Annotated in this window: 18 protein-coding genes and 1 pseudogene; 10 read left to right on the plus strand and 9 right to left on the minus strand. The window is 75.6% G+C overall.

Annotated features, from left to right (window positions below; all coding sequences use genetic code 11):
- Nucleotides 1-50 precede the first annotated feature (50 nt).
- The 4 genes from J116_RS01495 to J116_RS01510 form a co-directional block, all read right to left on the minus strand.
- Nucleotides 51-1,667 carry a phytoene desaturase family protein gene (locus tag J116_RS01495; protein WP_023591135.1) on the minus strand — a complete coding sequence of 539 codons (1,617 nt, stop codon included), beginning with the start codon at nucleotides 1,665-1,667 and terminating at the stop codon, nucleotides 51-53.
- A gap of 4 nt (nucleotides 1,668-1,671) precedes the next feature.
- The gene (locus tag J116_RS01500; protein WP_023591134.1) at nucleotides 1,672-2,118 is read right to left on the minus strand and encodes an SRPBCC family protein; all 447 of its coding nucleotides are present in this window, start codon (nucleotides 2,116-2,118) and stop codon (nucleotides 1,672-1,674) included.
- Between the two features lie 201 nt (nucleotides 2,119-2,319).
- Entirely contained in the window at nucleotides 2,320-2,976 is a 657-nt protein-coding gene (locus J116_RS01505; protein WP_023591133.1) for a class I SAM-dependent methyltransferase, read from the minus strand.
- Between the two features lie 82 nt (nucleotides 2,977-3,058).
- On the minus strand, nucleotides 3,059-3,397 hold the full coding sequence (locus tag J116_RS01510) for a hypothetical protein (protein ID WP_023591132.1): 339 nt from the start codon (nucleotides 3,395-3,397) through the stop codon (nucleotides 3,059-3,061).
- Between the two features lie 317 nt (nucleotides 3,398-3,714).
- Here J116_RS01510 and J116_RS31335 point away from each other — a divergent pair, with 317 nt between their 5' ends.
- From J116_RS31335 to J116_RS01525, 3 genes are all read left to right on the plus strand, one after another.
- A complete protein-coding gene (locus tag J116_RS31335; protein WP_069818279.1) occupies nucleotides 3,715-6,183 on the plus strand; it encodes an aminotransferase class III-fold pyridoxal phosphate-dependent enzyme in 2,469 nt (822 codons plus the stop codon).
- A 2-nt stretch (nucleotides 6,184-6,185) separates the two neighbouring features.
- Nucleotides 6,186-7,571, plus strand: coding sequence for an aldehyde dehydrogenase family protein (locus J116_RS01520; protein WP_023591131.1), 1,386 nt, complete (start codon nucleotides 6,186-6,188; stop codon nucleotides 7,569-7,571).
- A gap of 351 nt (nucleotides 7,572-7,922) precedes the next feature.
- Entirely contained in the window at nucleotides 7,923-8,750 is an 828-nt protein-coding gene (locus tag J116_RS01525) for a lysozyme (RefSeq protein WP_028964784.1), read from the plus strand.
- Between the two features lie 164 nt (nucleotides 8,751-8,914).
- Here the strand turns inward: J116_RS01525 and J116_RS01530 are convergent, their stop codons facing one another.
- On the minus strand, nucleotides 8,915-9,283 hold the full coding sequence (locus J116_RS01530; RefSeq protein ID WP_023591129.1) for a cupin domain-containing protein: 369 nt from the start codon (nucleotides 9,281-9,283) through the stop codon (nucleotides 8,915-8,917).
- Nucleotides 9,284-9,770: 487 nt separating this feature from the next.
- Here J116_RS01530 and J116_RS29675 point away from each other — a divergent pair, with 487 nt between their 5' ends.
- The 4 genes from J116_RS29675 (at nucleotide 9,771) to J116_RS01545 (ending at nucleotide 14,256) form a co-directional block, all read left to right on the plus strand.
- Complete coding sequence (locus J116_RS29675) at nucleotides 9,771-10,034, plus strand: hypothetical protein (protein WP_023591128.1); 264 nt, start codon at nucleotides 9,771-9,773, stop codon at nucleotides 10,032-10,034.
- A 456-nt stretch (nucleotides 10,035-10,490) separates the two neighbouring features.
- Nucleotides 10,491-12,026 carry an MFS transporter gene (locus J116_RS01535; protein ID WP_023591127.1) on the plus strand — a complete coding sequence of 512 codons (1,536 nt, stop codon included), beginning with the start codon at nucleotides 10,491-10,493 and terminating at the stop codon, nucleotides 12,024-12,026.
- 144 nt (nucleotides 12,027-12,170) lie between these two features.
- Nucleotides 12,171-13,997: an asparagine synthase (glutamine-hydrolyzing) gene (asnB, locus tag J116_RS01540; protein WP_023591126.1), complete on the plus strand. Its 1,827-nt coding sequence runs from the start codon at nucleotides 12,171-12,173 to the stop codon at nucleotides 13,995-13,997.
- Between the two features lie 25 nt (nucleotides 13,998-14,022).
- Complete coding sequence (locus J116_RS01545; protein WP_023591125.1) at nucleotides 14,023-14,256, plus strand: hypothetical protein; 234 nt, start codon at nucleotides 14,023-14,025, stop codon at nucleotides 14,254-14,256.
- Between the two features lie 421 nt (nucleotides 14,257-14,677).
- Here the strand turns inward: J116_RS01545 and J116_RS01550 are convergent, their stop codons facing one another.
- Complete coding sequence (locus tag J116_RS01550; protein ID WP_023591124.1) at nucleotides 14,678-15,232, minus strand: hypothetical protein; 555 nt, start codon at nucleotides 15,230-15,232, stop codon at nucleotides 14,678-14,680.
- Between the two features lie 216 nt (nucleotides 15,233-15,448).
- Between J116_RS01550 and J116_RS31170 the strand changes: the two are divergent.
- Nucleotides 15,449-17,908, plus strand: a pseudogene (locus tag J116_RS31170) (LuxR C-terminal-related transcriptional regulator); the annotation flags it as partial.
- Nucleotides 17,909-18,753: 845 nt separating this feature from the next.
- Here J116_RS31170 and J116_RS31340 read toward each other — a convergent pair.
- The 3 genes from J116_RS31340 to J116_RS30600 all read right to left on the minus strand — a co-directional run bounded on the left by J116_RS31340 (nucleotide 18,754) and on the right by J116_RS30600 (nucleotide 20,715).
- Nucleotides 18,754-19,503: a hypothetical protein gene (locus J116_RS31340; RefSeq protein WP_023591122.1), complete on the minus strand. Its 750-nt coding sequence runs from the start codon at nucleotides 19,501-19,503 to the stop codon at nucleotides 18,754-18,756.
- Between the two features lie 38 nt (nucleotides 19,504-19,541).
- A complete protein-coding gene (locus tag J116_RS01560; RefSeq protein WP_023591121.1) occupies nucleotides 19,542-20,348 on the minus strand; it encodes a sensor domain-containing protein in 807 nt (268 codons plus the stop codon).
- A 118-nt stretch (nucleotides 20,349-20,466) separates the two neighbouring features.
- The gene (locus tag J116_RS30600; RefSeq protein WP_023591120.1) at nucleotides 20,467-20,715 is read right to left on the minus strand and encodes a helix-turn-helix domain-containing protein; all 249 of its coding nucleotides are present in this window, start codon (nucleotides 20,713-20,715) and stop codon (nucleotides 20,467-20,469) included.
- A gap of 416 nt (nucleotides 20,716-21,131) precedes the next feature.
- Here J116_RS30600 and J116_RS30605 point away from each other — a divergent pair, with 416 nt between their 5' ends.
- Both J116_RS30605 and J116_RS01570 read left to right on the plus strand, forming a co-directional pair.
- Nucleotides 21,132-21,449, plus strand: a complete 318-nt coding sequence (locus J116_RS30605) for a hypothetical protein (protein WP_235617300.1) — start codon at nucleotides 21,132-21,134, stop codon at nucleotides 21,447-21,449.
- A 179-nt stretch (nucleotides 21,450-21,628) separates the two neighbouring features.
- Entirely contained in the window at nucleotides 21,629-22,525 is an 897-nt protein-coding gene (locus J116_RS01570; RefSeq protein ID WP_028964783.1) for an alpha/beta hydrolase, read from the plus strand.
- The last annotated feature ends 8 nt before the right edge of the window (nucleotides 22,526-22,533 follow it).

The following is a 22,533-nucleotide window of genomic DNA, read 5'->3' on the forward strand; positions in this document are numbered from 1 at the left end:
TGAGGGCTCCGGTCCCCGTCCGGGTCGGCGCAGGAGGACCCGCGGCTCGTCTAGCGGCGGCGGGCGGGCCGGGTGAGCCGCGCTCCCGCCGCCAGGAGCGCCGAGGCCGACGCGCCGCTGCTGCGCAGGGCCGCGCGGGCCGCGTTGGCGCCGGGCGCGCCGTGGACGCCGCCGCCCGGGTGCGCCGAGGCGGACGCCAGGTACAGGCCCCGTACCGGCGTCTCGGGGCGGCCCGTGCCCGGTACGGGGCGGAAGACCAGCTGCTGGTGCAGCGCGGACGTGCCGCCGTTGACGGCGCCGCCCCGGAGGTTGGCGTCCAGGGCCTCCATCGTGGGCGGGGCCAGGACGCGGCGGGCGTGTATCGCGGAGCGGAAGCCGGGCGCGTACGCCTCCACGACGGCCTCCACGCGGTCCGCCATGCGCTGCTGCTCGCCCGTCGTCCACGCGCCGGTGAGCCGGTCCGGGCCCGCGTCGCCCACGACCGTGCGGGGCACATGGGTGTACGCCCACGCCGACTCGGTGCCGTCGGGTGAGCGGGTCGGGTCGGCGGTCGTCATCTGGCCCAGCAGCAGGAACGGCCGGTCGGGCACGAGCCCCCGGGCGATCTGCGCGGCGAAGCGGGTCAGCTCGTCCACGCCGTCGGCGAGGTGCACCGTCCCGGCGCGGGCGGGGCCGTCGGACGCCCAGGGGATGGGCCGGTCGAGTGCCCAGTCGACCTTCACGGTGCCGAAGTCCCACTGGAACCGGCGCATGTCGTCGCGGAGCCGCGCGGGCAGGTGCTCCCAGGCGACGAGCCCGCCGTACAGGGCGGGTGCCGGGACATCGGCCAGCACGGCCCGCCGGGCGGCGGCGGTCTGCCCGTCGGCGGTACGGACCCCGTGCGCCCGGCCGTCGCGCACCGTCACCTCGGTGACGCGCCGACCGCAGCGGATCGTGCCGCCCCTGTCGGTGAGGCGGCGGGCCAGCGCGTCGGTGAGGGCGCCCGCGCCGCCGACGGGCACGGGGAAGCCGACGCTCTGCCCGAGCATGCACATCAGCCAGCCGAAGCCGCCGCCGAGCGCCGTCTCGGGCGACAGGTCGGCGTGCAGGGCACTCCCGGCGAGCAGCAGCCGCCCGCCGTCCCCGGCGAAGGTCTCCTCGCCCAGCCGGCGGGCCGGGAGCAGGCCCATGCGGGCGAGGCGCAGTCCGTCGGCGGCGCCCAGCCGGGCGGCGAGCCGCAGGCCGGGCCGTACGGGCGGGAACGGCGTGAACAGGGCGCGCAGCGTATCCGGGCCGACCCGCTCCCACAGGTCGTACAGGCCCTGCCAGGCGGCGCCGTCGCCGGGGGCGAAGGTCTCCAGCCCCTCGGCGGTGCGTCCGGGGTCGCGTTCGAGTACGGCGCAGCGGCCGTCGCGCAGCGGGTGGGCGACGACGGCCGGGGCGTGGCTCCAGCGCAGGCCCCATTCGTGGAGGCGCAGGGAGCGGATGACCGGGGAGGCGGCGGTGAGCGGGTAGAACGAGCTGAACAGGTCGCTGACGTAGTGCGGGTGCACGCCCCGGTCGCTGCGCACGGCGCCGCCGGGCTCGTCCTGGGCCTCCAGGACCTCGACGGTCCAGCCCTGGTCGGCGAGGAGGTTGGCGGCGACCAGCCCGTTGGGTCCGGCCCCTATGACGACGGCGTCGGGCATGGGCTCAGACGGCCGTCGTGCGGGTGTTCTCGACGACCTCTGCGAGGCGGCGCAGCATGCGGCGGTGGCGGAGCTGGATGGCCGATTCGAGGAGGGCGTTGTGGAACCGTGCGCCGGGCCCGCGCAGGGGGTGTTCGTCCACGATGACGAGGGTGTCCTCGCCCCAGGCCATGACCTCGATGGCGACGCGGGCGGTGCCCGCGGGGCCGCTCCTGACCTCCAGTTCGAGCCGGTTCGGCGGTTCGAGGCGGCGGACGACGGTCGTGCCCTCGAACCGGACGGGACCGAGGGCGACGGTGTACCGCAGGGCGGCACCGACCTCGGGCCACGTCCCGAACAGGGGGCTGGTCTCCTCGGTGCCGACGACCCATTCGGCGTACTTGTCGGGGTCGCTGAGCACCTCCCACACCGCCGATGGCGGGCTCAGGACGAGGTGTTGGCGTACGGCCATGCCAGTTCCTCCGCGGCCGGGGTCACCCGCGGTGCGGGGTGACGGTCTGTGTCGACGGGACCCCTGACGGGTGACCCGGCGGCCGCCGGTCAAACCCGGCCGGGCGGCCCGGACCCGTACCGCCGCGTCACCGCTCCGGGGGCCCGTCCGCGTGGGACGGCGGCCGTCGGCGGAGACCGCGGACCCGGTTCGGGGCGCCCGTCAGCGGACGCGGCGCGCCAGGAGGATGGCCCCGAGGGCGCTCTCGGCCGACGTGAGGGTCCGGTGTGCCTCGACGGCGAACCCGGCGCTGTCGAGCCAGGCGCCCATCCGGCCGGGCCGCCGACGGTGCATGTGGACCTTCATCGGGTGGCCGCCGTAGCCCTCCGTCCTCAGCCGCGACCCGTCACCGGCGTGGAAGCCGAGCAGCAGCGGGCCACCGGGCCTCAGGGCCCGCCGGAAGTGCGCGAGGACCACGCCGATGTCGTCGTCCGGGACGTGGATCAGCGAGTACCAGGCGACCAGGCCCGCGAGGGAGCCGTCGGCCAGGGCAAGGTCCGTCATCGTGCCGACCTCGAACCGCACGCCGGGGTGGCCGCGCCGGGCCACGTCGATCATCCCGGGCGACAGGTCGATGCCGAACGCGTCCACGCCCAGGCCCCGGAGGTGGGCCGTGACCCTGCCGGGTCCGCATCCCACGTCCGCGACCGGACCGCCGCCGCCCGCGCGCACCAGGCCGGCGAAGTGCGCCAGGGCGGCGCGCTCCTCGGGTGTCTCGTCCAGGAGGTGGCGCACCTGTTCCGCGTAGTCGGCGGCGACGGTGTCGTAGGAGACGCGGGTGTCCTCCAGCCAGCCGTCGGTGCCCGGTTCGTCGCCCACACCGGACAGACTGCCCAACGGCTCGCCGACCAGGCTGGTTGGGCACCGCTACATCGGCCGGGGGCCCTCACCCGAGGCGGTTTCAGCGGTCCGCCGGCCGGGCGGGGGCTCCCCCGTCGCGGTGTCCGGCTCGGTCGCCGTCGCGGTGGTGCTTCCGCACGGATTCCTGGGCGGGGCGGCTGGGGGTGAGCGTGTCGGCGGCTTCGGCGTCGTCCGGGTCGGTCTCATCCCGGTCGAGCCGCAGTTCGGCTTCCTCGAACTCGTGGATGACCTGCTCCGTGGCGGTTCGCGGGGCGTGCCCGGTCCCGGAGGCGTCCTCGGACCCGGGGGCGTGCCCGGTCCTGGCGGCGTGCCCGGTCCTGGCGGCGTGCTCGGTCCTGGGGGTGCGTTCGGTCCTGGGGGTGCGTTCGGTCTCGCTCATGCACCCCCGTGTTCCTCGCCGCCCGCCCGCCCTAACCTTCCGGTGCCGGTCAGGCGAGGGCGCGGGACTCCAGGGCGGCCCGCCGGGCGGGGGCCGCGTGTTCGCGTACGTCGGCGAGGAAGCGCGGGCCCAGCCGGAGCCCCGCCCAACCCCCCGACCAGGACCTTTCGGAACAAGACGGGCCATGGCAGGACTCCTCCGCTCCGGCCCGATTCAGTTGAACACGTCGCTGTCTCTTCCGCCCTGCCGCGCCATAGCATCCCCCGCGAAGAACACCGCAAATGAAACGTTCGACCGATTGTCGATATGAGGATGCGATGACCGCACTCCACGCGAAGACGGCGCCGCTCGCGGACGCGGACCTCCTGGTGAAGAGGGACCAGTCCCGGTTGATCCACCCGCACCTGCCCGGCGACACCACTGATCGCATCGTCATGGTGGAGGGCTCCGGCTGCCGGTTACGCGACGCGCACGGCCGCGAGTACCTGGACGCCACCGGCGGGCTGATGCTCGCGCACGTCGGGCACGGACGGCGTGAACTGATCGAGGCCGCGGCCGGGCAGATGGCGAAGCTGGAGTACTACTCCAGCTTCCACGAGTTCAGCAACGAACCGTCGATCAGGCTGGCGGACAGGCTGATAGGGCTGGCGCCGCCCCCGATGGAGCGGGTGTACTTCACGAGCGGCGGCGCGGAGGCGGTCGATGCCGCCCTGCGCATGGCCCGGCTCTACCACCACCGCCGCGGTGAGCGGGACCGGACCTGGGTCCTCGCCCGCAGCCTCGGCTACCACGGCGTCTCCTACGGCGGCGCCGCCGCGACCGGCATGCCCATGTTCCACCAGGGCTTCGGCCCCATGCTGCCCCATGTCCGGCACCTGACACCGCCAATGCCCTTCCACCCGGAGATGTACGGCGGCGAGGACCCCACCGAGTTCTGCCTGCGCGAACTGCGGGAGACGATCGAGGATATCGGCGCGGAGAACATCGCCGTCATGATCGGCGAGCCGATCCTCGGCGTGGCCGGTGTGGTGGAGCCGCCGGGCGACTACTGGCCGCGAGTGCGCGAACTCCTCGCGTCGCACGGCATCCTCCTCATCCTCGACGAGGTCATCACGGCGTACGGCAGGACCGGGCACTGGTTCGCCGCCGAACGGCTGGGCGTGACCCCCGACTTCATCGTCACCGCCAAGGGGCTGACCTCGGGCTACTTCCCGATGGGCGCGCTGCTGGTGGCCGGCCAGGTGGTGGACGTCGTCACCCGCGACGAGGGGTTCGTCGGCGGCTACACGTACAGCGGCCACGCCACCGGCTGCGCGGTGGCCCTGGAGAACCTGGCGATCCTGGAGCGGGAGAACCTCCTCGCCGCCGCCACCCGGGTCGGCGACCGGCTCGGTGAGCGGCTGCGCCGCCTGGAGGAGCTGCCCGTCGTCGGCCAGGTCCGGCAGACCGGCCTGATGATCGGCGTCGAGCTGGCCCAGGACCCGGCCACCGGGGAGCCGCTGCCCGCCGACCGGGTACCGCCCCTGGTCCGGGAGCGCGCCGGGGTCATCGTCCGCAACAACCCGAACACGGTCCTGATCAGCCCGCCGCTGGTGATGAGCGACGACGAGGCGGACCGGGTGGCCGACGCGGTGACCGAGGTCCTCACCGAGTTCGCGACGAGGAGGAGGAGCGGACCGTCCGCCGCTCCCGCCCGCGAGCTGCCGGTGCTGGACCAGCCCTGGGACCGGCCGCCGTCGATGCCGGACCTGCTCGCCGCCGCCATGGAATGGCACTTCGACCCGAGGACCGGCTCCCGCTTCTGGCTGGAGCGCGCCAAGCGCCTCGACTTCGACCCGCGCGTGGACGTCCGCACCGAAGCCGACCTGGCGCTGTTCCCGAACGTCGTGGACGAGCTGCGGGACGCCCGTGTGGAGGACCTCGTCCCCCGGGGCTACGGGGACGGGCCGATCCCGCTGGAGGTGTACGAGAGCGGCGGGACGACCGGGGCGCCCAAGCGCATCGCCTGGCTCCCCGACCTCCACGACCAGCTGATCACCTGGCACTGCGGGGTGCTGGACGACCGCGGTGTCCCCCGGGGGGCCAACTGGCTGACGATCGGCCCGAGCGGTCCGCACATGTTCGGCCCCATGGGCCGGTCGCTGGCGCACCGCCGCGGTGGCCTGCCGTTCACCGTGGACCTCGATCCTCGGTGGGTCAAGAAGTGCGTCGCCGAAGGCAGGCCGGAGGAGGCGAAGAGATATCTCGCGCATGTACTCGACCAGGTCGAAACGATTCTGCGGACGCAGGACATCGGTGTCGTCTTCACCACGCCGCCGCTCCTGGAGGCGCTGGGCGGCGACGAGGAGCTGGCCGCGCTGGTCAACCGGAAGGTCCACACCCTGATCTGGGGCGGCGCCTCGATGGACGTGGACACCCGGAGCCTGCTGCGCGAGGAGGTGTTCCCGGCGGCTCGGCTGCTCGGCTTCTACGGGAGCACCATGGTCGGCGCCGGAATGTACGAGCGGGCGGGGCTCGCCGCCGACGAGCCGTCCACCTTCGACCCGCCGTACCCCTTCGTGAGCATGCGGGTCGTCGACCCGGGCACCGGCGGGACGGTGCCCTACGGCGAACGCGGCCAGGTGGTCATGAGCCACGTCAGCCGCAGCATGCTGCTGCCCAACAACCTGGAACGGGACACGGCGATCCGGATACGCCCGGCCGAGGGCTTCGGCGGCGACGCCGTCGCCGGCATCAAGCCGGTCAGCGCCTTCGGCGGCACGACCGTCGTCGAGGGGGTGTACTGACGATGTCCGGCTCCGCGGAACTGCTCCACCTCGACGCCCTCGGCCCCACCGGGCCCTACCGGACGCACGAGACGGATCTCGTCCACGACGTCACGGGCAGGCCGGTCGCGCGGCTCAGCATGGTGCCGCGCCTGTACGCGCGGCGCGCCGTGGCGGCGCTGCGCCGGGCGGAGACGCCGCCGCTGGGCGAGCGGCTGGCGGCGCTGGCCGAGGCGGGGCGGCTGTTCGCCACCGCCACCCTCGGCGGGATGACCGTCGACCGGTACGAACACACCGTCGCGCGGGTGAGCGGCCTTCCCCTCCCGACGGTACGGGAGGCCACCGGCACCCTCGCGGCGGGCCTGTCCGGCGCGTACGGCTTCGCCGCCCAGGCCAGGCCGCGCGGCAGCCGCGACGCGTCGGGCGGCGCCGCGACGGCCGCGTGGGTACGGCGCGGTGACGTGTTCGCCGTACTCACCGCGGGCAACCACCCCGGCGTCCACGCACAGTGGGCGGAGGCGCTGGCGCTCGGCTACCGGGTCGCGGTACGGCCCTCGCGACGCGAACCGGTGAGCGCGCACCGGGTGGTCCACGCCCTGCACGAGGCCGGGTTCGGCCGGGACCACGTCGTACTCCTGCCGAGCGGCCACGACGTGGCCGACGAGCTGGTGGAGGGCGCCGACCTGGCGATGGTCTACGGCGGCGAGGCGGTGGTGGCCAAGTACCGGGCGAGTACGACCGTGCTGCCGCACGGGCCGGGACGGGCGAAGATCCTGATCACCGCGGAGACCGACGCCGCGCGGCACCTCGACACGATCGTCCAGTCGGTGACCCGGCAGGGCGGTGCCGAGTGCGCGAACACCACGGCCGTCTTCGTCGAGGGGGACCCGGCTCCGGTCGCCGAGGCCGTCGCCGCCCGGCTGGCCGCCCTGCCCTCCCTGCCGCCGGAGAGCGACCGGGCGGTGCTGCCGGTGCGGGAGCTGGACGCGGCGCGGAGCCTGGAGAAGTTCCTCCACGCCGAGGCGGCCGGGGCGAGGGCGTGGCTCGGCGGCGACACGGTCGTCGCCGACCTCGGCGACGGCTCCGCGGTGCTGCGTCCGGCGGTGTTCCAGCTGGACCGCTCGGACGCGCCGCAGGCGCGCCTGGAGATGCCGTTCCCCTGTGTGTGGTTCGCGCCGTGGAGCCGCGCCGACGGCCTGGCCCCGCTGCGGGACACGCTGGTGCTGACCGCTCTCACGTCCGACCGGGAACTCGTGGGGCGCCTGCTCCAGGACCCGGGCATCCGGAACCTCCACGTGGGGGACCACCCGACCGATGTCCTGCTCCCCGGACTCCCGCACGACGGCTACCTCGGCGAGTTCCTCATGCGCAGCAAGACCTTCACGGACGGGACGCCGACGGGGGTGTAGGACGCCGGGGGGCTGCAGGGGCGGGCGGGGGCGGTGGCCGGGCGGGGCGCGCGGGAGGCGGTGGCGGCGCGGTCACGCGGGTGCGGCGAGGCGCGGGGCGGGCGGTGGCGGTGGCGGGGACGCGCCGGGCCGGGCCGTGGCGGGCCCCGGGGGGGGGAGGGGTGCGGGCGGTGGCGGTGGCCGGGCGGGGCGTGAAAGTTCCGGCCACGGAGGGGCCGTCGCCGCAGCTTGGCGGCGGCTTCACAGGCGTAGACCAACGGCGTTTCCGCCCCGCCCTTCCGCGGTGCGTTCTACGTGCGTAGCGTGATTCCGCGATCTGTCATGTCCACGCCAGACTTTCGGAGGCACGCCATGCCCGTGCACAGATCCGGAACGACCCGAACCGCCATGGTCACGGCCCTGCTCGCCGTCCTGGCCCTCCTCGTCACCCTCCCCGGAGCGGCGAACGCCGCCGACAAGCCCGACAAGCCGCCGCGCGGCTCCGCCCGCATGGGCGTGGGCGTCGCCGCCCACGACGGCGTCGGCGGCATCCCGCCGGCCGACCCCTACGCCGCCCAGACGGAGGGCGTGGACGTCTCCAGCCACCAGGGCAACGTCAACTGGTCGGCCCTGTGGACGAGCGGCGTGAAGTGGGCGTACGTGAAGGCCACCGAGGGGACGTACTACAAGAACCCGTACTTCCCGCAGCAGTACAACGGCTCGTACAACATCGGCATGATCCGGGGCGCCTACCACTTCGCGACGCCCGACACGACGAGCGGCGCCGCCCAGGCCGACTACTTCGTCGACAACGGCGGCGGCTGGTCCCGCGACGGCAAGACCCTGCCGGGCGCGCTCGACATCGAGTGGAACCCGTACGGCCCCGCCTGCTACGGCAAGACGCAGGCCGGGATGGTCAGCTGGATCCGCGACTTCCTGGCCCGCTACAAGTACCGCACGGGCCGCGACGCGGTGATCTACACGGCGACGAGCTGGTGGAAGCAGTGCACCGGCAACTACGGCGGCTTCGGCTCGACCAACCCGCTGTGGGTCGCCCGGTACAACACCACCGTCGGTGAACTCCCCGCCGGGTGGCCGTACTACACGATGTGGCAGTACACCTCGACCGGCCCGATCGTCGGCGACCACAACCGCTTCAACGGCGCGTACGACCGCGTCCAGGCGCTCGCCAACGGCTGACCCGGCCAGGCCGCGCCCGCCCGCAAGGGGGGGCGAGCCGGGGGGCGTGCGGATCACTCTCCCCGGCTCGTGTGCCACGCGGGACGCCCGCGCCCCGACGAGCCGGGGATGCTTCTCGGCGGCCGCGGCGCCGGGGGTGTCACGCTCGAAGGCGGTCGTGCCGGTCAGGCGCCCGGGCGGGCGTAGTCGCCGAAGCCGGTCCAGTCGAGGGTGACGCAGGGTTCGTCGCCCACCACCCACGCGTCGTGGCCCGGCTCGATCATGATGAAGTCACCGGGGCCCGCCTCGCCGGTCTCGCCGTCGTCCATGACGATCTTCACCCGGCCGCTGACCACGTACCCGGTGTGCGCGGCCTGGCAGCTGTCGGTCCCCGCGAGCGGCTTGACGTGCTCGGACCAGCGCCAGCCGGGCTCGAAGACGGCCCGCCCGACGGGGCCCCCTTCGGTGTTCAGCAGTTCCAGCCGCCCCTTGCCGCCCTCGAAGGGGCGGGTCTCGTCGGCGTTGTCGAAGTTTCTGCAGACGATTCCTGCCATGGTCGTCCGCCTCCAGTGAGAGTCACCGGCCCCGAGTCCTCTTCCAGGCTACGCGCGCCGGGCGGGGCCGCGCACCGGGGCGCCCTACCCCGCCGGTCAGGCGGGGTAGGAGAAGGCTCCGGGTGCCGTCCGGGTGCCGGGGGCGGGCGCGGACCCATGCCACGCCGGTGAACGCCTTGGCCCGTACGGAGACGTCCGTCCGTGCGAACCCGTCCGGCGAGAGGCACTCGTAGCCGTGGTGTGCGAGGTCCCGGTACAGCCGGCCGGAGAACGCGGTCACCAGGTCCGTGTCCCGCTCCCCGGCCTGCCGGGCGCGCAGCGGGCCCGGCAGGCCGGTACTCCACGCGACCCGAGCACCCGAGCCCTGGGGTGGTGTACGCCAACCGGGCGACACGCGACGGGAATCCCGTACGGCGGCACGCCCCTCCTGGGAGCCTCACCAGCTGTCCGGCCGCGCCGGGCCGGTGACCGGAGAGGAGCACGACACATGACAGGCACCCCCGCGCGGATCGGCGGGCGGCACGTCGTGGCCGTCCTGGCCATGGGCGGCGGCCTCATGCTCGGCCGGGCGGCGACCGCTCACGCCGCAGCCTCCGACGGACTCGGACTGCCGGCCCGCACGTCCCCCACCGACGGCCTCGCGGAGCCGTCGGCCACGACGGTACGAACTGCCACGGAACACACCACCCTCGCCCCGCCTCGCGCGGCACCCGGCCGGGCGGGTGGCCGACGGACTCCCCCTCCCCCGTAAGACCAGCGACGCCGTCCGCTGCGCCGCCACGCGACCGTCACGGTCGGCGGGGCGGCTGGTCGGTCGGCGGGGTCGTCGGGCGGCGGGCGGCGGGGTGGCCGGGCGCCGGGGCGGCGGGGCGGCGGGGCGGCGGGCTTCGGCCATATCCCGTCGCCCCCGTCCCGCTCCGGCCTCGCCGGCGGAAGGGGTCCCCCCGCTCCCGTCACGCCCCGTTCGGTGCCGGTCCCGGGCCTGCGGGCCGCCCGTGCTCCTCCTCCGCACAGGGCTGCGTGCCATACGCAACGAGCCCTGCCCGCATACGAGTTCCGGCCTGATCGGCGCGGTCCGCCCAGGCGCCGGGAACCCGCGTCCCAGGGCTACCGACTACTGGAGCGAGGCCGCCACTTGGCGGCCGCGTCTACGGGGGGAGGGCCGAGGGTGTCAGACCACGGTTTCGGTTCGGAACCGTCCGGTCGCGTGCCGGAACCCGTCGACCGCTGGCTCCTGGTGGCGGTGGCGGGCCTGCTGTCGTTCGTGGCGATGCTGGACATGAACATCGTCAACATCGCGCTCGCGGCCATCTCCGACAGCCTCGACGTGTCGGCGGCGACCGCCCAGTGGGCCGTACTGGGTTACCAACTCCCCGTAGTGGCCCTGCTCCTGCCCGTCGGGCGGTGGCTGGACGGGGTGGGGCAGCGGTCCGCGCTGCTCGTCGCGGCGGGCGGGTTCGCGCTGTGCAGCGCCCTCGCTGCCGCCGCGCCCTGGGCGTCGTGGCTGATCGCCGCGCGGCTCGCCCAAGGGGTCTTCGGCGCCGTGCTGTTCGTGCTGATGCCGGTGCTGGCGATCCGTTCCGTACGGCCCGAGGCACGCGGGCGTGCGATGAGCGTCCCCGCGACGCTGGGCCCGCTGGGCGCCGTGACCGGCCCGGCGGTGGGCGGACTGCTGCTGGACCACCTGGGCTGGCGCGCGGTGTTCCTCGTCAAGATCCCGGTGTGCCTGCTGGCGCTGGTGGTCGCGTGGCGGGCCATGCCGAAGGACGGACGGCTGCGCGCCCTGGACGGCCGGGCGCTGGCCGACACCGTGCTCGTGGCGTCCGGGGTCACCGCGCTGCTCGTGTCGCTGACCCTCGCGTACGACGCGCCCGGCTGGCTGCTGCTGGCGCTCGCCGCCGTACCGCCGCTGTGGTGGTGGCTGCGCGGGCCGGGCGGCCGCCCGGTGACCGGCGCGCTGCGGGACTCGCGCGCGTACCCGGCCCACGGGGCGGTGCTGGGCCTGGCGGCAGCGTTCGCGGCGATGCACTACGTCGCGGCCCTGCACCTCCAGCGGGACACGGGCTTCACGGCGACGGCCACGGGCCTGACCCTGCTGGCCTTCCCGCTCGGGATGGGATTGGCGGGACCGCTCGGCGGGCGGCTCGCCGACCGGTACGGGGCCAGGACCGTGGCCGTCGTGGGCGCGTGCCTCACCGCCGCGGGGCTGCTCCTGCTGGTGCCGCTGGACGACGGCTGGTCGCTGCCGGACATCGCGTGGCGGCTGGCGCTCGCAGGGGTCGGCATGGGCCTCAACGGCGGTCCCACCCAGGCCCTCGTCATGGGCTCCGCGCCCCGCGAGCGCACCGCCACCGTCGCCGCCACGCTCCAGCTCGCCCGCAGCCTGGGCTTCACCGTCGGCCCCGCCCTGGCGACCGCCGCGTGGGGCCTGGCGGGTCCGGCCGACGGGGTGCGCGCCGGGCTGGCCCTGGCCGCCGTCGCCGCGTGCGCCGCCGTCCCGCTGATCGCCCTCCGGGGCCGTACGACCCCGCCGCCCGCCCCGGCCCCGCCCCCGCCCGGCGGCACGACCGACGCGGAGCCCGGCCCGGCGTCCGGCCCGACACCCGGATCGCCGCCCGGTCCGGCGGCCGACGGCCCGCACGCCGAAAGGCCCGCCGCGACGACCGGCGGGGCAACCGGCGCGGCAACCGGGGAGACGACCGCCGTACGGACCGCCGAGAACCCACCCGGACGACCGGCGTGACCCGGCCGACATGCCGACCCCCTACCTGCCGACCCCCGACCTGACGTCGGCCCGCATGACGTCGGCCGACGTGACGGCCGCCGACGAAGTACCCCCAGAGACGACCGAAGCGGGCTCAGGCGCCCGCCCCTAGGAGGAGTCCCCATGTGCGGAATAACCGGCTGGGTGTCGTTCCACCGCGACGCCCGGTCCCAGGCGCCCGTCATCGAGGCCATGACCGCCACGCTCACCCCGCGCGGGCCCGACGCGGGCGGCGTGTGGGTCGGTGAGCGGGCCGCGATCGGCCACCGGCGCCTCGCCGTCATCGACATCGCCGGTGGCGTCCAGCCGATGCTGGACCGCCCCGACGACCCCGCCGTCGTCCTCACGTACAGCGGCGAGGTGTACAACCACCACGAGCTGCGCGCCGAGCTGCGGAATCTCGGCCATGTCTTCCACACGCGCAGCGACACGGAGGTCGTGCTGCGCGCGTACGCCCAGTGGGGCGAGGCGATGGCCGACCATCTGGAGGGCATGTTCGCGTTCGCCGTGTGGGACGAACGGGAGCAGCGGCTGCTGCTGGTGCGCGACCGGCTGGGCGTGAAGCCGCTGTTCTGGGCCGAGGTCAGCGGCGGTGTGGCGTTCGCGTCGGAGCCGAAGGCGCTGTTCGCGCACCCCGAGATCCGGCCGCGGGTCGATGCCGACGGGCTGCGGGAGGCGTACAGCCTGCTGTTCAACACCGGCCCGACCGTGTGGTCCGGCGTCCGCGAGGTGGAGCCCGGCGGGCTGCTCGTCCTCGACCGGGGCGGCGTCCGCGAGCGCCGGTACTGGCAGCTGGAGGCAACCGCGCACCGGGACGACCGGGACGCCACCGTCGAACGGGTCCGCGAACTGGTCGGATCGGCCGCCCGCAGCCAGCTGGAGGCCGACGTACCGCTGTGCAGCCTCATGTCCGGCGGTATCGACTCGACCGTCCTGACCGGGCTGCTCGCCGAGGAGCTGCGCCGCCGGGAGGGCGGTGACGCGCGCATCCGCTCGTACGCGGTGGACTACAGCGACCAGGCGGAGGAGTTCACCGGCGACGTCCTGCGCACCGGCCACGACACGCCGTACGCCACCGAGGCGGGGGCGTTCATCGGCACCGACCACAGCACGGTGATCCTCGACCCCCGGGCGCTGCTCGACCCGGAGCACCGCAAGGCGGTCGTCGTCGCGCGGGACTCGCCGATCGGCGTGGGCGACATGGACACGTCGCTGTACCTGCTGTTCGGGGAGATCCGCAAGCACTCGACGGTCGCCCTGTCCGGTGAGGCGGCCGACGAGGTGTTCGGCGGGTACCCGTGGTTCCACAACCCGAAGGCGCTCGCCGCGGAGACGTTCCCGTGGCTGCTGGTCACGGGCGACGACGCGGCAATGCCGATGAACCCCGAACTTCGGCTCGGGCTCGCGGAGTTCCGCGCCGACACGTACCGGACCGCGCTCGCCGCCGTGCCGCACCTGGACGACGAGACGCCGGAGGAGCACCGGCAGCGGGTGATGCAGCACGTGTCGCTGACGCGGTGGCTGCGCCAGCTCCTGCACCGCAAGGACCGGCTGAGCATGGCGCAGGGCCTGGAGGTCCGCGTGCCGTACTGCGACCACCGGCTGGTCGAGTACGCGTTCTCCACGCCGTGGTCGCTGAAGAGCTTCGACGGCCGCGAGAAGAGCCTGCTGCGCGCCGCCGGTGCCGGGTACGCGCCGGACTCGGTGCTGCACCGGCCGAAGAACCACTACCCGGCGACCCACCACCCCGACTACAACCGGGGTCTCCAGGACATGGCGCGTGAGGCGCTGACCGGCGACCAGGTGCGGGCGCTGGCCGACGAGACGCTGATCAAGCCGTGCCTGGACACGCCGCCCGACCGCCTGGAGTGGGGCCACCGGCTGCGCCTGGAGCGGGTCGTGGACCTGGCGCTGTGGCTGGACCACTACAAGCCCGAACTGGTCCTCTGACACCGGGCCGGGCTGTCAGGGACCCGTGCCACCGGGCGAGGCGTCCGACACCCAGGCGCGCCGCGCGGAGCCTCTGACGCCCGGCGCCACCGAACCGCCGCGCCCGTGCCCCTTCCCCCGGGGGGCGCGGGCGCGGCTCACCCATGTGCAGGGCGTCCTGGCGCTGCACGAGGGCGCCCTCGCCCAGGCCGCCGAGCACTTCCGGGAGTCGGCGTCGCTCGTATCGGCGCGGGCGCCGGCGGGCCGCCGCCGACGGTGAGCTGGCCGCGCTGGCGGTGGCCCAGGCGGGGTACGCGCCCGGAGCGCGCCCCCTCCTGGCGTGGCACCGTACGCGCAGGGCCCTGGCGTCGCTGGACACCCGGCTGCCCCTCCCGTACGGCTCAGACGCGCTGCGCCGCCTGCTGGACGACATCAAGTGCGGCGCCCGCCCCGGCCGTCCGCCGCACACCCCGTCGGCCACCGCCCCCTCGGCTTCGAGTCCCCGGCCACCCCGCCCTGCGCCGCACTGCCCCGCGCAAGGTGGGCGGTCGCCCGCTGAAACCCGGGCGGGGCGGTGCCCCGGCGGGTGCCGGCCCATCCGGTGAACGGCCATCCAGGGTGGTGGGCGTTCACCGAGAGGGGCCTTCCCGTGACCGTCGCTCACCATGGCGGTCCGGTCATATGACCGGCATGGGACATGGTCAGTCGGGGGTCTGCGAGGTGGCCGGGGCGCGGGCGAAGTCGGCGAGGGTGCGGAAGTCGTCCTCGCGCAGGCCGGTCCGCGGGTTGACGTGGTGCAGGAGCCCGGCTCCGCGGTGGTGGGCGGTCACGTAGGCGTGGTCCGGGCCGCTCTGCTCGTCGTCCACCCAGGCGAAGGACCGCCCTGCGGCGTAGTCCACCAGCGCGCCGGTCTTCCAGTGGACCCCGTCGGGGCGTTCTCGGTGCAGGGCGTCGCCGAAATCGACGAAGGGCAGTTCCGGAAGGCCCAGCACCGGGCCGATCCACCGGTTGGCGTCGTCCATCCATGTGGTGGCCCAGCACAGCTCGTAGCCGAGACGGAGCAGGGACGGCCCGTGCTCCGGGTTGAGCCAGACCCTCAGCGGGCGCCGCCGTCGCCAGGCGTCTTCGCCCTCCGCTCCGGCCGCGCGGGCCCGGGGCACGCGGATGGTCGTGTACCCGGCGGGTCGTCTCTCCGGCTGGGCCGCGTAGGGGTTCAGCGGCCCGTCCACGTCGAGGAACAGCAATGGACGGTTCATGGTCCTCCCCCGAGTTCTGCCGTGCGTCTGCCGCGCCGTGGAAGCGTATCCGCGGCCCGACCGGCGCGGGCGCTCCGGGGCCGGGCCGGTGCTGCCGTCGAGTTGGCCCGATCGGGTGGATTGGGTGGCGGGCGGGGGTTCCGGGTCCTCGGGCTGCATACGCTGTGGCGCGCCGCGGGCGGGTGGTCGGTGGCAGGCACACGCTACGGGGGTGGCATGCGTTTCGGATACGGACAGCGGCGCGGCGGGGAGCTCCCCGTGGAACGCACCGGTTTCGTCGGCCGCACGGGTGAAGTGGACCGCGTCGCGACTGAGTTGGGCGCGCATCGGCTCGTCACGCTGACCGGGCCCGGCGGGGTGGGCAAGAGCCGGGTGGCGCTGCGGGCGGCCGCGCGGCTGTGGGAACGGTTCCCCGACGGGGTGTGGCTGGCCGAGCTGTCGTCGCTGAGCGACCCGGAGGAGCTGACGTCCACGCTGGCGAGGGTGCTGGAGCTGCCGGAACGTTCCGGTACGGCGCCCGTCGACGCGATGGTGGACCGTCTGCGGGGCAGGCGGCTGCTGGTCGTGCTGGACACGTGCGAGCACCTCCTCGACGCGTGCGGGGCGCTGAGCGACGTGCTGCTGCGGGAGGCCGAGGGGGTGAGCGTCCTCGCCGCGAGCCGGCAGCCGCTGGACCTGCCCGGCGAGCGGTGCGTGCCGGTCAGGCCGCTGGGCACGGACGACGCGGTGGAGCTGTTCGCGCGGCGCGCGGCGGCGCTCGTACCCGGGTTCGCCGTCACGCCGGACAACCGGGCGCAGGTCACGGCCCTGGTGGAGCGGCTGGACGGGCTTCCGCTGGCGCTGGAGCTGGCGGCGGTGCGGCTGCGCGCCGTACCGCTCGCGGAGCTGGCGGCGCGGCTGGACCGGCCGTTCGAGGTGCTGACCGGGGGCCGCCGCTGCGCCCTGGAACGGCACCGGACCCTGCGGGCGGCGATCGGCTGGTCGTACGAGCTGTGCACGCCGGAGGAGCGGTTGCTGTGGGCGCGGCTGTCGGTGTTCGCGGGACCGTTCGCGCTGTCGGCGGCCGAGACGGTGTGCGCGGACGGCGAACTGGCCCGTGAGGACGTGCTGGAGGCGCTCGTCGGCCTCGTGGACAAATCGGTTCTGCGGCGCGTGGACGACGAGGGCACGCGGTACGCGCTGCCGGGCACGTTCCGCCGGTTCGGGGCGGAACTGCTGGAGCGGTCCGGGTGCGCGGCCCGGCTCCGTGACCGGCACCTGGACTTCCACGGCGAGCTGGGGCGGCGGTTCCTGGCCGGGATGCTGACGCCGTCGCAGGTGGCGTCGCACCGGGCCGTACGGGAGCGCGGCGCCGACGTGCGGGCCGCGCTGCGCCACGCGTACGCCTCCGAGGGGACCGCCGTGCGGGGGCTGCGGCTGGCCACGCGGCTCGGGCCGTACTGGCGGGCGGCGGAGGCGGCGGCGGAGGGGCGGTGCTGGATCGACGAGGGCCTGGCGCTGGTGCCGGAGGAGTGCGGCGAGCGGGCGTGGGGCCTCCTCACGGCGGGGGCGCTCGCCCTGTGGACCGCCGACGTCGCCAGCGCGGCGGAACGATTCACCGCCGCGCGGGAGTCGGCACGGCGCGCGGGTGAGGACCGGGTGGAGCTGTTCGCCGACGCGTACCTGGCGGCGCTGTCGGCCCTCGGCGGCGACGTGGAGGCCGGTCTCGCGCGGCTGGAGTCGGCGCGGCGCCGCGTCGTGGCGGCCGGGGACGTGCTCGGCATCGCGGTCGTGCACCACGAGGAGGCGCTGCTGCGGGCCGCCCTAGGGGACACGGCCGGGGCGCTGGAGCTGAGCGCGAGGGGCCTGGACGTCCTCCGTGCGGCGGGCGAGCGGCAGTTCTCCGCCTCCGCGCTGGTCGTGCGGGGCGCGGTCCTGTGGCTCGCGGGCGGGTACGAGGCGAGCGCGGAGCCGCTGCACCAGGGCCTGGAGGCGGCCTGCGAGGTGGGCGAGGCGCTGGTCGCCGCGGTCGCCTGCCGCGTCCTGGCCTGGCTGGCGGCACGGCACGGACGGTACGCGCGGGCGGCGTGGCTGCTGGGGTACGCGGAGAACGCCCACCGGTTGAGGGACGACCCGGTGGCCACCCTGCCGCCGCTGCTGCGGGAGCACCTGTCCGCGCGGCGGCGGGCACGGTCGGCCCTCGGCCCGGCGACCTTCGAGGAGCTTCGCCGGGCGGGGGCGCGGATGACCGGGCCCGAGGTACTGGCGGCGGTACGGGCGGACCTGGACGTGCCGGACGTACCCGGCCGCGACACCCCGGACGCGGGAGCCCGGGTCGCGGGAGCCCCGGACGCGGGCGCGCCCGACGCCGTCGCCCCGCACGCCGTCGTCATCGCACAGGCCGTCGTCCCGCGCCCCGTTGTCCTCCCGCACGCCGTCGTACCGGCCGACGCCGCCCCGGCTCACGCACCGGACGAGCCCGCGCCGCCCGAACCTTCCGCGCCGCCCGTGCCCCGCCCGGCTCCGCCGCCCGGCGCGGGGGCGCTCACCCCCCGGGAGCGCGAGGTGGCCGCGCTGGTGGCGCTCGGGCTGTCCAACCGGGAGATCGCCGAGCGGCTGGTCATCTCGAAACGGACCGCCGACGCCCATGTGGAGCACATCCTCGCGAAGCTGGGCGTCAGGTCCCGCAAGCAGATCCCCCGGTGCCGCCCGTGGACGAGCCGCCCGTCAAAGGGCCGCCGTGACCGCGTACGTATACCGATCCCGACGCGCGCCCCGCGCGAATCCGGATACCGATCTCGTGCGAATCCGCGACACGGCGATCGGGGGCGCGCCACGCTGGTTGCCGCCCCCGGAGGGGCGAGGGAGCGCCCGGTCCCGGCCCGTGGCCGTCGTCGTCCCCCCGCGACGGACCCGCCCGGACACCCGTGCCTCCTCCCCCTCCGGCAGTGCGGGACCGGCGGCCGCCCCGACGGGCCGGGGCCGCCGCCGACCGGCGCGCACCCGGCGCTCCGCAACGGAAAGGAACTCCTTGACCCACCGCCCCGAGACCGACGGTGCCTGGCGGACGTTCACGTACGGCGGCGACCCCGCACCCCGCCGGGCCGCCGAGCCCTGGCCGGACTCCCCGCCCCCGGCGCGACCCGACCCCTGGGAGGGCGTCCCGCGCCGGGCCCGCGCGCCGTGGCCGCCCTCCCCCTCCGACGGCGGCACCCCCTGGCCGACCCCGCAACCGGCACCGACGTCCGACGGCGGCGCGTCCTCCCCCGCGCCCCTTCAGGCGAATCGGTTCTCCGTACGGCGCCGGTGGACGGTCTCCCCCACCGCGCCCGGCGCGGCCGACCGGAACGTTCCGGTGGCGCCCGCGGCGGGGGTGGCGCGGCCCCCGGCGGACACGCTCGCCCTCGATGTCATGCCGTACGAGATCCAGGTCGGCGACTGGCTGCCGTTCAGCGACCAGGTGGCGCGCCGCGTGGTCGACCTGCGGGCGGTCGGGCCCGGGAACGCGTACCGGCGCGTCGATGTCGGGGACGTACCGGCGCTCACCGTGACCCGTCGGGTGCGGGTGTACCGCGACGTGGCGCGCGTGGTACGGCCGGAGCGGGGCCGTGGCGGAGCTGCCGCCACGTAGGGGTGGGGCAGGGGCCCTGCGGCCGGTCCTTGAGGAAGTCGCGGTAGGGGACGCGGCGCGGCGGCCGCGCGGTCTCCACCCAGTGGAGCTTGCCGGAGACGGTGTCCCACGCGCCGTTGGGCATGGGCAGGTAGCCGCGGCGGCCGTCCTTGTCCTGCGAGGTGATCTGGAGGACGTCGGCGTATCCGAGGCGGCGGCGCAGGACGACGCAGTAGTGCCGCGCCGCCTGGTCGCTGTCGCGGAACGGCACCATCGCGAGCCACACCTCGCCGGGCAGCGGCCTCCCGCGCTCGCGGCGGCGCACGACCCCGCGGAACACCAGGGCGGTGATCCCGGCGGCGAGGCTCTCCAGGGTCGCGCCGAGGGTCCAGTCGTCGGTGCCGACCCGGTCGCGGACCCACAGCGCCACGGCGGCGCACAGCGCCAGCAGCAGCGCCGTGCGGACGGCGAGGGCGAGCGCGCGGCCGGGGCGGCGGCGCCCGGCCGACCAGGACACGGCGAGCGCGGTCAGCACGGACACGGCGCCGAGCACGGCCCACTCCCACCAGACGGGCTGCTGGGGCGGCGACTGCGCCGCCATCAGGTCGGACACGGTCAGCGGCGAGGTCAGCAGCTTCCCGAGTATCCCGACGGCCAGCACCAGGGCCAGGCATCCCCACATGGCGGGGCCTCCTCTTCTTCCTCCGCCGTCCGGTCCGGCTAGTCGGTGGCCGCGCGGAGCTTCATGACCTGCTGGACGACGACCGGCAGGGGGGTGCGCGGCTCGCCGCCGCTGCCGGAGGACGCGGCGAAGCGGACGAGTACGGAGCCCTGGCGGACCAGTGTGTACGCCGTGGGGGTGCCCCGGCCGGTCGTGGTGAAGGCCACGGCCTCGTCGCCGACGTCGACCGGGGTGTCCGCCTTGACGGCGGTGGTGCCGCGCCCGTCGCCGGTGTAGCCGCCGGCACAGGCGCGCACGGCGTCCCGCAGCGCGGCGAGCACCGCGCGGGCCCCGGCCTCGGTGGTGGCGGCGAGGCTCACCTGGGTGCCCGTGCCGAGGTGCTCGCCGCCGGTCGCGATCGCGTAGCGCCGCACGATCGCGGTCGGCCGGGGCTCGTACGCCTCCCGGCGTACGTCGGCGACGACCCGGCACGCGGCGGGCGCGACGTCGCCGGGCGGCTCGGTCCTGAGGGGCGGTACGTCGGCGATCCGGAACTCGGCGAGGTCGCCGTTCCTCAGCGCGACGGCCTCCAGGTCGGGCGCCGCCCCGGGGCCCTCCGCGGCCGGGGACCGCGCGGCCGTCGTACCGTCCGGGCGCGGCGAGGGCGCCTCGGAACCGGGCCCCGTACGGGACGGGTCCGGCCGGGTGGCCGTGGCGGCCGGTCCGCCTGGCGCCGATCCGCCCGCCGCCGGTTCGCCGCCGTTCGTCCCGCCGCCGCAGGCGCCGACCGAGAGCGCCAGTGCCGCCGCCAGTGCCGCCGCCGCGTGTGCGCGTGCGGCCGCGGGTGCCTGCCATCGCCGGGTCATCCGTCCGTACCCCCCTGTGGTCGAGTCAGCCCGGGTGATCTTTCCAGAGGGAGCGCTACCGCGGCATCCGTAAATCGGCGTAGGGAAGCGGTAGTTGAGGCCCGACGGGGGCGGGGCGTCAGTGAGGTTCGCGGCCGGAGTCGTCGAGGAGCCGCCACATGGTGAGGGCGAGCCTGGCGCGGGTCAGCCCGGTGGGTCCGGTGAGTTCGACGCCGAGGGTCTTCGCGATCTGTTCGAGTCTGCGGGCGACGCTGCTGTGGTGCCGGTGGAGGAGGTCGGCGGCGCGGCGCTGGGAGCCGGTGGCGCAGTACGCGTCCAGGGTCGCCAGGTCCTCCGGGTCGTCGGCGACACGGGCGACCGCTGCCACGTCGGGGTTGGCGCGTGCGGCGTCGGGGGGGTATCTCGGCCAGGAGGGCGAGCGCGCCCAGGTCGGCGTAGCGGACGACGGGCTGACGCGCGGTGGTGAAGCGGAGGGCGGTACGGGCCTGCCGCCACGCGGGTCCTGTGCCGTCGGCGGAGCCCAGGCCCGCGCGTACACCCGCCGGGAAGCGGGCCGAATCCACTCGGGCGGCCAGGATGACGCCCACGTCGGCGAGGGGCGCCGCCTTGACCGGGCCCGCCGGGCAGACGAGGCCGCCGATCCGGTCGAGGGCCAGCGGCGAGCGTACGGCGACGACCTGGACCGGCCGGCCGGCGGCGAACCCCAGGAGGCGTAACGCCCGGGCCCTGGCCGCCTCGTCGGCGTCGGAGCTGACGGCCAGTTCGACGAGGGCGGGGTCGGCCATGGTGGTGCGGGCCGGGCCGTACCGCTCCACGACGGCCGCGGCGGCGATGGCGAGCCGGTCGAGGAGGACCTCGTCCAACGGGCCGACCGGGGCGGGGCGTTCGAGCCACACCGCGCCGATCTCCTCGTCGTCCAGGGTGACCGGCACGCTGGTGGACGCGGGCGCCGAGGGGGCGGACGCCTCCCCGCCGTCGGGCGAGACGCGGATCGTCCGGCCCGTACCGTGGAGGCGGATACCGGCCACGCACTCGGCCAGGCCCGCCGAGGCGCGGGCGAGCGCCGGGAGGTCCACCCGTCGGCACATCAGCGTGTCGTAGAACGCGACGATGCGGATCGCGCCGTCCACGTACGAGTCGAGTCCCGACAGCCGTTCGGCCAGTGCCTGCATGGAGGAAGGATAGGTGGGCGGGGGTGCGCCGGTCGGTGCGTCTTCGGGGCGGGATGCGCGACGGATGTCGGGTGACCGCCGTGGGCGGCGGCGGTGAGGATGGCCGGCATGGACCCAGAACTCGAAGCGTTCGTCCCGTTCCTCCCGCACTTCGACATGAACGACCCGGTCGCCGCGCGCAAGATCTTCGCCGAGCGTGCGGCCTCCGCGCCGGCGCCCGACACGTCCCGGATGGAGGTCGAGGACCGCACCGTCCCCGCCGACCCGGACGTGCCGGTGCGGATCTACCGCCCGCACCGGGCGCAGGGGGCGCTGGTCTGGCTGCACGGCGGCGGAGGCATCTGCGGCGACCTGGACACGGAGCACCCGTGGGCCGCCCGGCTCGCCTCGCTCTCCGGGGCGGTGGTGGTCTCCGTGGCCTACCGGCTGGCGCCCGAGCACCGGTTCCCGGCCGCCCTGGACGACGCCTGCGCCGCACTGGCCTGGACCGCCGAGCACGCCGCCGAGCTCGGCGTCGACCCGGCGCGCATCGCGGTCGGCGGTCACAGCGCCGGGGGCGGGCTCGCGGCGGCGACCGCGCTGCGGGCCCGCGACGAGCAGGGGCCGCCGATCCGCTTCCAACTGCTCAACGAGCCCGGTCTCGACGACCGGCCGCTGACGTGGTCGCGGCGCAACTTCACCGATGTGCCCTGGTGCGACAGCAACCAGGTGGCGGCGTCATGGCGCCACTACCTGGGCTCGGCGCCCGCCACGCCGTACGCCGCACCGGCGCGCGCCGACGACCTGTCCGGGCTGCCGCCGGCGTACATCGCCACGGCGGAGCTCTGCCCCAACCGCGACGAGGACATCGCGTACGCGCTGCGTCTGCTCCAGGCGGGCGTGTCGGTGGACCTGCACCAGTGGCCCGGCACGTTCCACGGGTCGCAGGCGATCATGTCCGCCGCGGTGTCGCAGCGTCAGATCGCCGACGTCGGCGCGGCGCTGCGCCGCGCCCTGGCCCCGTGATCCGCGGA

Origin of the sequence: Streptomyces thermolilacinus SPC6, assembly GCF_000478605.2 — a bacterium.
GTDB lineage: Bacteria > Actinomycetota > Actinomycetes > Streptomycetales > Streptomycetaceae > Streptomyces > Streptomyces thermolilacinus.

What these genes read in the sequence shown, in the direction of transcription:
- J116_RS31340 (WP_023591122.1), bottom strand. Translation starts at nt 19,503, where the DNA reads ATGTGGGGATGCCTGGCCCTGGTGCTGGCCGTCGGGATACTCGGGAAG.
- J116_RS01510 (WP_023591132.1), bottom strand. Translation starts at nt 3,397, where the DNA reads ATGAGCGAGACCGAACGCACCCCCAGGACCGAACGCACCCCCAGGACC.
- J116_RS29675 (WP_023591128.1), top strand. Translation starts at nt 9,771, where the DNA reads ATGACAGGCACCCCCGCGCGGATCGGCGGGCGGCACGTCGTGGCCGTC.
- J116_RS01500 (WP_023591134.1), bottom strand. Translation starts at nt 2,118, where the DNA reads ATGGCCGTACGCCAACACCTCGTCCTGAGCCCGCCATCGGCGGTGTGG.
- J116_RS01520 (WP_023591131.1), top strand. Translation starts at nt 6,186, where the DNA reads ATGTCCGGCTCCGCGGAACTGCTCCACCTCGACGCCCTCGGCCCCACC.
- J116_RS31335 (WP_069818279.1), top strand. Translation starts at nt 3,715, where the DNA reads ATGACCGCACTCCACGCGAAGACGGCGCCGCTCGCGGACGCGGACCTC.
- J116_RS01495 (WP_023591135.1), bottom strand. Translation starts at nt 1,667, where the DNA reads ATGCCCGACGCCGTCGTCATAGGGGCCGGACCCAACGGGCTGGTCGCC.
- J116_RS01560 (WP_023591121.1), bottom strand. Translation starts at nt 20,348, where the DNA reads ATGACCCGGCGATGGCAGGCACCCGCGGCCGCACGCGCACACGCGGCG.
- J116_RS01550 (WP_023591124.1), bottom strand. Translation starts at nt 15,232, where the DNA reads ATGAACCGTCCATTGCTGTTCCTCGACGTGGACGGGCCGCTGAACCCC.
- J116_RS30605 (WP_235617300.1), top strand. Translation starts at nt 21,132, where the DNA reads ATGGTGGTGCGGGCCGGGCCGTACCGCTCCACGACGGCCGCGGCGGCG.
- J116_RS01530 (WP_023591129.1), bottom strand. Translation starts at nt 9,283, where the DNA reads ATGGCAGGAATCGTCTGCAGAAACTTCGACAACGCCGACGAGACCCGC.
- asnB (WP_023591126.1), top strand. Translation starts at nt 12,171, where the DNA reads ATGTGCGGAATAACCGGCTGGGTGTCGTTCCACCGCGACGCCCGGTCC.
- J116_RS01570 (WP_028964783.1), top strand. Translation starts at nt 21,629, where the DNA reads ATGGACCCAGAACTCGAAGCGTTCGTCCCGTTCCTCCCGCACTTCGAC.
- J116_RS01525 (WP_028964784.1), top strand. Translation starts at nt 7,923, where the DNA reads ATGCCCGTGCACAGATCCGGAACGACCCGAACCGCCATGGTCACGGCC.